The 10,487-nt window shown below is 64.4% G+C and carries 10 protein-coding genes; 1 reads left to right on the top strand and 9 read right to left on the bottom strand.

Going from position 1 to position 10,487, the window contains the following annotated elements; all coding sequences use genetic code 11:
• From EOA24_RS15020 to EOA24_RS14985, 8 genes are all read right to left on the bottom strand, one after another.
• Positions 1 to 766 (bottom strand): ABC transporter ATP-binding protein (locus EOA24_RS15020; RefSeq protein ID WP_133374520.1); only part of this gene is annotated, 766 nt, incomplete at its 3' end.
• Positions 759 to 1,643 carry an ABC transporter permease gene (locus EOA24_RS15015; RefSeq protein ID WP_126078655.1) on the bottom strand — a complete coding sequence of 295 codons (885 nt, stop codon included), beginning with the start codon at positions 1,641 to 1,643 and terminating at the stop codon, positions 759 to 761. The genes EOA24_RS15020 and EOA24_RS15015, both read right to left, overlap by 8 nt.
• The gene (locus tag EOA24_RS15010) at positions 1,640 to 2,593 is read right to left on the bottom strand and encodes an ABC transporter permease (protein WP_126078654.1); all 954 of its coding nucleotides are present in this window, start codon (positions 2,591 to 2,593) and stop codon (positions 1,640 to 1,642) included. Before EOA24_RS15010 ends, EOA24_RS15015 begins: the two co-directional genes overlap by 4 nt.
• 70 nt (positions 2,594 to 2,663) lie before the next feature.
• Positions 2,664 to 4,328, bottom strand: coding sequence for an ABC transporter substrate-binding protein (locus EOA24_RS15005; RefSeq protein ID WP_126078653.1), 1,665 nt, complete (start codon positions 4,326 to 4,328; stop codon positions 2,664 to 2,666).
• A 240-nt stretch (positions 4,329 to 4,568) separates the two neighbouring features.
• The gene (locus EOA24_RS15000) at positions 4,569 to 5,753 is read right to left on the bottom strand and encodes a mandelate racemase/muconate lactonizing enzyme family protein (RefSeq protein WP_126078652.1); all 1,185 of its coding nucleotides are present in this window, start codon (positions 5,751 to 5,753) and stop codon (positions 4,569 to 4,571) included.
• A 1-nt stretch (position 5,754) separates the two neighbouring features.
• Complete coding sequence (locus EOA24_RS14995; RefSeq protein WP_126078651.1) at positions 5,755 to 6,858, bottom strand: mandelate racemase/muconate lactonizing enzyme family protein; 1,104 nt, start codon at positions 6,856 to 6,858, stop codon at positions 5,755 to 5,757.
• A gap of 15 nt (positions 6,859 to 6,873) precedes the next feature.
• Positions 6,874 to 7,563: a GntR family transcriptional regulator gene (locus EOA24_RS14990; protein WP_126078650.1), complete on the bottom strand. Its 690-nt coding sequence runs from the start codon at positions 7,561 to 7,563 to the stop codon at positions 6,874 to 6,876.
• Between the two features lie 117 nt (positions 7,564 to 7,680).
• Positions 7,681 to 8,472 carry a 2OG-Fe(II) oxygenase gene (locus tag EOA24_RS14985; RefSeq protein WP_245467176.1) on the bottom strand — a complete coding sequence of 264 codons (792 nt, stop codon included), beginning with the start codon at positions 8,470 to 8,472 and terminating at the stop codon, positions 7,681 to 7,683.
• Positions 8,473 to 8,572: 100 nt separating this feature from the next.
• On the opposite strand from EOA24_RS14985, the gene EOA24_RS14980 reads away from it, so the two are divergent.
• Complete coding sequence (locus EOA24_RS14980; protein ID WP_126078649.1) at positions 8,573 to 9,508, top strand: LysR substrate-binding domain-containing protein; 936 nt, start codon at positions 8,573 to 8,575, stop codon at positions 9,506 to 9,508.
• Between the two features lie 72 nt (positions 9,509 to 9,580).
• On the opposite strand, the gene EOA24_RS14975 is transcribed toward EOA24_RS14980, so the two are convergent.
• A partial coding sequence (locus EOA24_RS14975; RefSeq protein WP_127409884.1) for an efflux RND transporter periplasmic adaptor subunit occupies positions 9,581 to 10,487 on the bottom strand: 907 nt, incomplete at its 5' end.

The raw sequence follows: 10,487 nt of genomic DNA, 5'->3' as shown, positions 1-10,487 counted from the left end.
CCACGGTGTAGGGATGGCGCGGATCGTTGAAGACGTCCTTGGTCGTGCCTTCCTCGACCAGCATGCCGGCATAAAGCACGCCGACCCGGTCGCACATGTTGGAGACGACGGCGAGATTGTGGCTGATGAACAGGATCGACGCCGACAACTCGCGCCGCAACTGTCCGATCAGGTCGAGCACCTCGGCTTCCACGGTGGCGTCGAGCCCGGTCGTCGGCTCGTCGAGGATCAGCATCGAGGGGTCGTTGGCGAGCGCCATGGCGATCGCCACGCGCTGTTGCATGCCGCCGGAGAGCTGGTGCGGATAGCGCTGCATGACGCTTGCCGGATCCGAGATGCGCACCCGGTTCAGCATGGCGAGCGCCTTGTCTTCAGCCGTCTGTCCGCTGATGCCCGCAAGCTCGAAGATCTCGGTCAATTGCCGGCCGATGCGCAGCGACGGGTTCAGTGCCTTGCCGGGGTCCTGGTAGACCATCGACACGCTGTCCGCGCGGGCACGCCGCAGCGCCTCGCCATCGAGCTTCATTACGTCCTTGCCGTCGAGCGCGATCGAGCCGCCGGTGATCGAGCCGTTGCGCGGCAGATAACGCACCACGGAAAGCGCCACGGTGGATTTGCCGCAGCCGGATTCGCCGACCAGCCCGTAGGCTTCGCCGGCCTTGATGGTCAGGTTGACGTTGCGCAGCACCGCGCGATCGCGGCGGCCGACGCGATAGGCGACCGAAAGGTCTTTGAGTTCTAGCGCGTTGGCGGCTTGGTTAGTCATTGAACGCTCCATGCACGCCGTCGGCCACCAAATTGACGCCGATCACCAGCGAGGCGATGGCCAAGGCATCGAACAGCACCGTCCACCAGAAGCCGCCGCCGATCATGCCGTAATTGGAAGAGATCGACAGGCCCCAGTCGGGCGAGGGCGGCTGGATGCCGAAGCCCATGAAGGAAAGCGTGGCCACGGCGAAGATGGCGTAGCCCAGCCGCACCGTCGTCTCGACCAGGATCGGCGGGATGACGTTGGGCAGGATCTCGACGAACATCGTGTGCAGCGCGCCTTCATGGCGCAGCTTTGCCGCGGCGACATAGTCGAGCTCGCGTTCGGCCAGCACCGCCGAGCGCACCGTGCGGGCGATGATCGGCGCGAAGCTCAGGCCGATGACGACGATGACGGTGATCTTCGAGGTGCCGAGCGCGACGATGGCGAGCAGCGCGATGATGACCACTGGGATCGCCATGAAGGCTTCCAGCACGCGGCTGACGATGTCGTCGACGATGCCGCGGAAATAGCCGATGACCAGGCCGAGCGCGGTGCCGGCGATAGTCGCAAGGATCGTCGCCAGCGGCGCCACGGTCAGGATGTCGCGGGAGCCGACGATGACGCGTGAGAAGACGTCGCGGCCGAGCTGATCGGTGCCGAACCAGTGGTCGGCCGATGGCGGCGCAAGCGTGTTGATGATGTCGGCGTCGAGAGGATCGTAGGGCACGAAATGTTCGCCGAACAGCGCGCAGATGACCCAGAACAGCAGGATGCCCAGGCCGGTCAGGAACGTGGGGGACCTCACGAGCGAATGCAGCACCTCGCCCCAAGCGCTGCGCCGCGCAACAGTATCCTGGACTGCGGGAAGGGACGGGCCGTCCGTCGCGCTCATTGCTCTGCCCCCAGCCGAATGCGCGGATTGAGCACGGAATAGAGGAAGTCGGCGACCAAGGTCGCCACCGCATAGACGATGCCGATGGTGAGAATGCCGGCTTCCAGCATCGGAAAATCCTTGCCGCGCGCGGCGGTGAAGATCAGCGAGCCGATGCCCTGGTAGCGGAACAGCGTCTCGATCACCACCAGGCCGCCGATCAGATAGCCGGTCTGGGTGGCGATCACCGTGATGGTCGGCAGCAGCGCGTTGCGCAGCACATGGCGCCAGATCACCGTCCGCCAGGGCAGGCCCTTGAGCACGGCGGTGCGCGTATAGTCGGAATCGAGCGCCTCGATCATGCCGGACCTGGCCATGCGGGCAATATAGCCGAACAGCACCAGGAACAGCGGCAGCGAGGGCAGGATAAGGTAATAGATCTGGGTGAAGAAGCCGGCGCCTTTCGGCCATGCGGCGGCGATCGGCAGCCAGCGCAGCCACACCCCGAAGATCAGGATCAGGATGATGCCGGTGACGAATTCCGGCAGCACCGTCACCGACAGGCCGCCGAGGCTGATGATGCGGTCAAGCGGCCGGTTGAGATTGAGCGCGGCGATGACGCCGCCCAGGATGCCGATCGGCACCACCAGCACAAAGGCGATCAATGCCAGCTTCAGCGAATTGCCCAGAGCATCGATGACGAAGGGGGCGACCGGCGCGCGGAAAATGTAGGACGTGCCCATGTCGCCATGCAGGAAATTCCAGATCCAGGTGCCGTACTGGACGAGCAGTGGCCGGTCGACGCCGAGCGAGTGGTTGAGCGCATCGACGGCGCGCTGGTCGGCGAACGGCCCCAATATGGCGCGCCCGACATTGCCCGGCAGCACCTGGCCGCCAAGGAAGACCATGACGCTGAGCAAAAACAGCGTGACGAGCGACAGAGCCAGGCGCCGGACAAGGAAGACGAGGATGGCGAATACTCCTATTGGAGCCGGCTCTCCGTGGAGAGCCGGCCGTCAGGGATATGCTTGTTCGCTCTCGTCAGGCCTTCGACGCCTTGTCGAGGAACAGCTGCGACATGGCGGTGGGCTGCACACCGGTCACGCCTTTCGCCGTCGCCGTCAGATAATCGTAGAAATAGCCGAAGACCACCGGCGTTTCCTCGAGCAGGAGTTTCTGGATCTTGCCGGCAGTGGCCTTCTGCGCCTCGAGGTCGAGGGCCGCGATATAGCTCGCCGCCATCTGGTCGTAGTCCTTGTTCTTGAAGTGGGCGGCATTCCAGGTGCCGTCGCTCTTCAAGGGGGCCGCCAGATAGACGTTGGGCACGCCGCGGTGGCCGTAGTCGGTGATGCCCATCGCCGAATCCAGCCAGTTCGACTTGCCGAACACGGCATCGCCGTAATAGGCGCCCTGGTCGAGGATGTTGAGCTCGAGCTCGATGCCGATTTCCTTGACCCAGTTCTGGATGAGCTGGGCGTATTCCGGGATTTCCAGATAGCGCTCGGTGGTGAGCGTCATTTTGAAGCCCTGGGCGAGTCCGGCCGCTTCCATCAGCTGCTTGGCCTGGGCGATGTCCTGCTTGCGCTGCGGCACGCTGGTGTCGGTCGAGGGGTAGACGGCGGCGAAGGGGCTGTCGTTGCCGAGTGCCGCGCGTCCCTTCATCAGGCCTGCGGCGAGCTTCTCGCGGTCCAGGCAGAGCGCGATGGCGCGGCGCACGCGCGCGTCCTTCGTCGGACCTTCGTCGCAATGCATATGCAGTTGTTGATGAGCCACCGACTTCAGGCTGATGATCTCAAAATTCGGATCGTTGAGGAGCGCAACGCCCGCCAGCACCGGCATCTGGTTGATGATGTCGATTTGGCCGCCCTGCAGCGCCAGGATCTGCGGCTGGATGTCGGTAAAGAAGGTGAACTCGGTGCGATCCGGCAGGGCCTTGTCGCCCCAGTAGTCGTCGTTGCGCACGAAGGACGCACCGACCTTGGGCGTGTATTTTTCCAGCTTGAACGGACCGGTGCCGTCGAAGCTCTTCTCGTAGTCGCCCTTGTAGCTCGCCGGGATGATGACGGCGTTGTAGTTGTCGGACGACACCATATAGGGGAAGTTGCCGTTCGGCGCATCGAGATGGAATTCGACCGTGTAGTCGTCGACCTTCTTGGTGTTGCCCTTCTGCAGGATGCCGCTGAACACCGACAGCGCGTTGGACGAGTTGGCCGGATCGGCGAGCCGGTCGATGCTGGCCACCACGTCTTCGGCCTTCATCTCGCCGCCCGAGTGGAACTTGACACCCTTGCGCAGCGTGAAGGTCCACACCGTGCCGTCGGCATTCGGCTTCCAGCTTTCCGCCAGCGCCGGCTTCAGCACCAGGTCCGGGCCGTCGACGCAAAGAAATTCTGCCACTTGCTGCATGACGAGCAGGCCGCCGGCGTCGGCGATGGTGACGGGATCGATCGCCGCGGCCGGCACGCTGCTGCCGACGCGAATGGTGCCGCCGGCAGCACCTGCGGCGCGAGCGAGCGAAGGCGTCGCGCCGAAGCCGGCGGCCATGCCGATGCGGCCGAGCAGCGGCAGCGACAGGCCGAGCAGGCTGCCGTGGCGGACGAATTCGCGGCGGCTGAGGCGGCCGTCGACAAGGCCGTCGATCAGATGGTTTTCGAGGGGCGTGCGGCCACGCCGCAGCAGATCGAGAATGCGATAGTTCTTGCTCATGGGTCTATGCCCTTTCCCCAGTTGTTGTGGTTGGCGAGTGCATTCCAACTGATGAGTTCCGTGGAGTTCTCCTGTCCCGGCACTCATCAGTATCGGTCGATATACAGTAGCATGCGGTTCCGACCGATCCATCCGCTGGTTGGGACGGAAAAGTCAGATTTTCTTGATGAATTGTCTGTCGGCCAGGCGACTTGTGGCCGCCTTTTTCCGGATAAGTCCTGCTAGCTTTTCGACATCCTCCTAATTCAGCGGCAGTCTGCGATAGGCCTCGGGCTTTTCCGGGTCGTGATATTTGTTGCAGGGGCCGTTCTCGACGAAATCGCGATGGCAGGCGGCGAGCCTTTCTTGCGACAGCGTGACCCCGAGGCCATGGCCTTCCGGCACCGGCACGGTGTTGTTCTTGGGCGCGAACGGGCCTTCTTCGATGATGTCCATCGGCTGCATGCGAAACAGCGACTGGTTGGGTTCCCTGATCCAGCCGAGCGCGGCGCACAGATGCAGGTAGCAGGCGCTGCCGATGCCAGTGTCGCCGCTGTAGCACCAGTAGTCGATGCCGGCATGCTCGCAGGCGCCAACGAAGCGCAGCATGCGGTTGATGCCGCCATGCGCCGTCGGGTTGCCGACGAAGGCATCCGGCACCTTCAGCTCCATCGCCCGCGCGACGTCGATGTTATGGGTCGAGAACGGGATCGAGGTGTGACGACGCAGCTCGCGCATCTCCTTGATGGTCGCGACCGGGTCCTCCCAGTTGCGTACGCCGAGCTCCTCCAGCGGCCGCGCCAACTGCCTGGCGGTCGCCAGCGAATAGGCCTGGTTGGAATCGATGCGGATCATCGCGCCGCCGCCAAGCTTCCTGCGGATCAGCTCGACCATCTTCATCGAAATTTTCGGATCATGCGTCGAGAACTTGCCCTCGAAGAAGGTCGTGCCGTGGCGCTCATAAAGTTCGACGCAATAGTCGGCGACTTCCTCCGGCGTCTTCTCGCCCTTGACACTGGCGCCATCACCGCGCAGCGAGAAATAGTCGGTGAAGGGGATGTCCTTGCGCACCGCGCCGCCGAGCAATTGGTAAAGCGGCTGCTTCCACGCCTTGCCGCGCAGGTCCCACAGCGCCATCTCGATGGCGCCGAAAGCCATGATGCGGGTGCGGTCGTTGGTCGACTGCACGCCGCTCCAGAATGGCAGGCAGACTTCCTCCGCGCCGGCGATGTCGAAGGCGTCACGGCCAACAAGCCTCGGCGCCAGCACGTCGTTGACAATGGCCGCCGCGCCCGGCGCCGGCGCCTCGCCGATGCCGACAAGCCCGTCCTCGGTCTCGACCTCGACGATGGTCGGCGAAAAGCCGTCGAGCTCGCCGAAGACCCAGACATAAGGGGCCTCCAGCCGGTAATTGATCGGGGTTGCCTTGACGCGCCTGATCTTCATGTCAGCCGATCTCGAAGAAGGGTTCGCCGAGCAGGCCCGGATCCACGTCGATGCCGAGGCCGGGGCCGTCGGGAATGCCCATATGGCTGCCGGTCACCGGTGGCGCGTTCCTTGCCGTGCGCACCGTGACCCATTCGTGGAAGGCGATGGCATGCAGCCGGCGCTCTGCCGGTGTCGACAGCGACAGATGCGCCACGGCGGCGGTGTCGATCTCGGCGCCGCCTGTGTCTTCCACGGTGATCATGAAGCCGAGGTCCACGGCGACGTCGCGGATCAGCCGTGTCTGTGTCACGCCGCCGAGCCGCGAGATCTTCAGCGTCAGCCCGTCGGCGGCACCTCGGCGGTGGATTTCCAGCATCTCGCCGAGGGACGTGACGGATTCGTCCAGCACCATTGGCTTGTCGAGCATGCGGCGCACCGACATGTTCTCATCCAGAGTGGTGCAGGGCTGCTCGAACGTGTAGTCGATGCCTCGCGTGGCGTCGGCGAACTGGCGCGCCTGGTAGGGCGTCCAGCCGGCATTGGCGTCGCAGAAGATCACCGTGCCCTTGGGCACCGCCGAGGCGACAGTCGTCACCCGCTCGATGTCGTCATGCACATTGCCGCCGACCTTGACCTGCAGACGGCGGCAGCCCTCGGAAAGGATCCGCTTGGCCAAAGCCGCCATCTGATCGAGCGTGCCGTGGGTGACGACCCGATAGGTCTCCGCCATATCGCTTTCGCGGCCGCCGAGCATGGTCACCAGCGGCATGTCGGCCGCGCGAGCGGCGAGATCCCAGCACGCCATGTCGAGCGCCGACTTGATGTAAGGGTGGCCCTTGAACACCGTGTCCATCAGCCGGCCGATGCCGGCAAATCCGCGCGGATCCTGGCCGATGAGATGCGGCGCGATTTCCGGCACGCCCGCGCGCGCTCCCGCCGGGAAGGCGGCCGAATAGAAATTGCCGAGCGGCGCCATCTCGCCCCAGCCGGTCACACCGCTGTCGGAGGTGATGGCGACGATCACCGCATCGAAACAGTCGGCGACGCGTCCCTTGGACATGCGGTAAGGCCCGTCCACGAAGGGCTGGACGACATGGTAGGCCTTGATGCTCTCGATCTTCACTTTGCTGTCCGTCTGTCAGTTCTTCGATGTGCGCTTTTCGAGGCCGCGCGCGTATGAAAGCAGCTCTTCGAAATCGAGATCGATATGCTCGCGCGCATGGCGCTGGGCGGCGCGCATGTCGGCGCCTTTGAGCAGCGCCACATAGGTTTCGTGCACATCCTCGGCCGGCACCGGTTCGTTGCGCGCCCGCTGATGCAGGGCGAAGTACATCTGCAGCCGGCTCGTCAGCCGCTGCCAGGTCTCGAGCAGCACCGAATTGTCGGCCCACTCGTAGATCAGCCCGTGCAGCTGCAGCGCCGTCTCGATCTGGCGCGTGGTGTCCACCGCCCGCGTCGCCTGCTTCACCGCCTCGTGGCGGCGGTCCAGCTCATCCAGGAAGCGTGGGTCGCGCTGCGGCCAGGCAAGCTCGATGGCGAATTCATCGAGCACCTTGTTGAGCGAATAGGCATCGATGATGTCCTTGGCCGTGACGTCGATGACGAAGGTTCCGGCATAGGGGATGCTGGTCAGGATGCCTTCCTGCACCAGCTCGCGCATCGCCTCGCGCAGCGGCGCGCGGCTCACCCGCATCTGTTCCGAAATCCTGAGCTCGTTGAGCTTCTGCCCCGGTTCCAGCTGTCCGGTCAGGATGGCGCGCCTGAGCAGGGCGACGATCTCCGCCCTGCGCGTCGTATCCGCGATCGGACCGAAATCCAGCTTTGCCATAGGTCGACCCCCGGGAGGAATTTCTGCAAGACAAGCAGATTGTCGACAATCTAACAAGAGCTTTTTGACCGAGATCGGCGAGTTGTGGAAACTGTTTCAAAATCGCTCTGGCGAGTCTCAAGCGGCACGGCCGTAGAAGCCGATCCGCTCCTCATCGGTGAACATCACGCCGGGACGTTCGTAGTAGGAGAACACCGCGATCATTCGCTCGCGATTGCCCTCGACCGTGGTGACGCGATGCGCGGTGTTCTTGCCGCGGAAGACGTTGAGCGTGCCGGCCTTGATGCGCAGGATTTTTGCTTCAGGGTCGCGCCCCTCGAGCAGCTTGGCGACCCCGTCATAATTCGGGTCGCAGTCCGAGCGCAGGTCGGTGCGGTACTCGAAGTCGCCGCCGCGCTCGGGCGCCTGCAGCAACAGCGTCGTGGTGAATTCCGAGCGGTCGAAATGCCAGTTGAGCGCTTCGCCCGCCCGGTAGCCCATGACGTTGGCCCGGGCCAGCGGATCCTGCATGACATGCAGTTTCGGCTTGTCCATCGTCGCCGCCAGGAACCGCACCAGCGGCTCGTATTCATAGATCGAAAGCACAGTGCTGCTGGCGATCTGGTCGGCGCAGACCGTATGGCTGATCGTCTCGACCTTGCGCAGCGCCGGATGGTCGGGCGCCAATTCCGGGATCGACGGCTTGAAATAGATGTTGTGCATGCGCCTGTGGACATGCGAGCGCGTGTCCATCACCGGCCGGATCTCGGCGACGGCCTTCTCGGCGATGCCGGGGCGCAGGAGCCCTTCCAGGTTGAACATGCCGTTGGCCGCAAGCGCGGCCTTGGACTCGTCGACCAGCCGTTGCCATTCAGGGCTGCCCTCGCGGTGCAGCGGATAGCGGTCCAGGTCGAGAATGGTTTCGATCATAGCGTCCTCCAAAATCTGAGGTCACTACACCGCAAGGAAATCTTTGCGGCAACGGGGAAAATTGTTAGGCTCTCCCAAGAAAATCTTTCGAGGATGGTGCGTGGAAAAGCTTCCGCCTTTGAATGCAATGCGGGCCTTCGAGGTCGCGGCCCGCGCCGGCTCCTTCACGCTTGCCGCCGGCGAGCTTGGCGTCTCCTCGGCCGCAGTCAGCCAGCAGATCCGCAACCTGGAAGACTGGTTCGGCAAGCAGCTCTTCGTGCGCAACGGCAACCGCATCGCGCTGACCGATGCCGGCCACGCCATCTATCCGCAGACGGCGCATGCGCTGGGCGAGATCGCGGCGGTCGGCCGGCGCATGCTGGAAGGCGGCTTGCGCACGCGTCTCGTGGTGAGCGTGCCCTTCTCGCTTGCCGAGCTTTGGCTGGCGCCGCGACTGGCGGTGCTGCTCGACGGCTTTCCGCAAATGGCTATCGATGTCCGCGTCGAGGACGATCCCGTCGATGTGGTGCGCCAGAACATCGACCTGCGTATCTCATATGGCGATTACCACTATCCGGCGCTGAAAATGGTCAGGCTCGTCCATGACGAGGTGCTGCCGGTCGCAGCCCCCGACTTCTGGCAGCGCTACGGGAACGGGTCGCCCACCCTCGCCGATGTGCATGAGAGCCATTTCATCCACACCAACTGGGGGCCGAACTACGCCTCGCATCCGAGCTGGGCGGATTGGTTCGCCGCCGCGGGCGGCAACCGCGCGCCCGACCCGTCGCATGGCCGCCGCGTCGGCCTGTCCAGCCTGGCGATCGGCGCCGCGCGGCTGGGGCTGGGGATAGCGCTCGGCCAACGGATCATGGCGAGCGCCGATCTCGAAGCAGGTCGGTTGATCGCGCTGTCTGCCGTCTCCGTCCGCCTCGGCCAGCCCTATTGCGCCTTCATGCTGCCGGCGAAGGCGGAACGCGCCGACATTGCCGGCCTGGTCGAATTGCTGGCGAGCAGTCCCGGCAGGCCCCGTACGGAACCGGCATCGGGAACCGACTGAACCCTCATAACAAAACGGCGCCCTCGACGTGGGAGTCGAGGGCACCGTCGGACCGGAAACTGATGGGGGTTATCAGCTGGCCGGTTTCGGTTGCGGCAAGGGAGAAACCGGCATTCCGGGTCCGATCTTCTGCAGATTGCCCGTGATCACCTGGTCGGTCTCGGAGATGCCGGAGGTCACGGAAATCAGGTCGCCGTCGGTCGGCCCAAGCGACACCAGCTTCTGATCGACGGTGTTGCCCTTGCCGATGACATAAAGGTACTTGCCGAGCTGGCTGGAACCCAGCGCCACCTGCGGCACCATCAGCGTGTTGGGCTGCTCCTTCACATGCAGCCGCACCCGCACATATTGCCCGGGCAGCAGCGTGAACTTGGCATTGCCGATCGTGGCGCGCGCCGTGATCGTGCCGGTCGAATGGTCGATCGTGTTGTCGATGAAGGTCAGCTCACCCTTCTGGCTGGGCTTGGTCTCGCCGGGCAACAGCACGTCGACGGCGATCGGACCGTTGGCCCTCGCCTGCTCGATCTGCACGAGATCGGTCTCGCTCGGGTTGAAGGTCACATAGATCGGGTCGAGCTGCACCAGCGTGTTGAGCACCGTGCCGGCGACGCTGACCAGCGTGCCGACCGAAGCCTGGTTGCGGCCGATCCGGCCCGAGAATGGCGCCTTGATCTCGGCATAGCCAAGGTTGAGCTCGGCTGTCCGCACCGCCGCCTGGTCGACGGCAAGGGCGGCCTGGGCCGTGCGCAGATTGCTGGTGCGCTGGTCGAAGCTGTCCTTGTCGAGATAGCCGGCCTTGGCGAGGTCGGTGCCGCGGCCGAGATTGGACTTTGCATATTCCAGCGTCGCGGTATCGCGCTGCACTTGCGCCTTCGCCTGGTCGAGCGCGGCCTGATAATCCTCCGGCGCGATCCGGTAGAGCAGGTCGCCCTGCTTGACGTCGCTGCCGTCGGCCGCGGTCTGCTCCTGCAGATAGCCC

It is taken from the genome of Mesorhizobium sp. M2A.F.Ca.ET.039.01.1.1, from assembly GCF_003998035.1.
In the GTDB taxonomy this organism is placed as follows: domain Bacteria; phylum Pseudomonadota; class Alphaproteobacteria; order Rhizobiales; family Rhizobiaceae; genus Mesorhizobium.
Note: the sequence above shows the minus strand (reverse complement) of the source record. Positions and strands in the feature narration are given on the sequence as shown.

Bases quoted from the DNA above. Each gene is read 5' to 3' on its own strand.
- EOA24_RS15015 (WP_126078655.1), bottom strand. From the start codon at position 1,643: ATGAGCGCGACGGACGGCCCGTCCCTTCCCGCAGTCCAGGATACTGTT.
- EOA24_RS15005 (WP_126078653.1), bottom strand. From the start codon at position 4,328: ATGAGCAAGAACTATCGCATTCTCGATCTGCTGCGGCGTGGCCGCACG.
- EOA24_RS15000 (WP_126078652.1), bottom strand. From the start codon at position 5,753: ATGAAGATCAGGCGCGTCAAGGCAACCCCGATCAATTACCGGCTGGAG.
- EOA24_RS14990 (WP_126078650.1), bottom strand. From the start codon at position 7,563: ATGGCAAAGCTGGATTTCGGTCCGATCGCGGATACGACGCGCAGGGCG.
- EOA24_RS14985 (WP_245467176.1), bottom strand. From the start codon at position 8,472: ATGATCGAAACCATTCTCGACCTGGACCGCTATCCGCTGCACCGCGAG.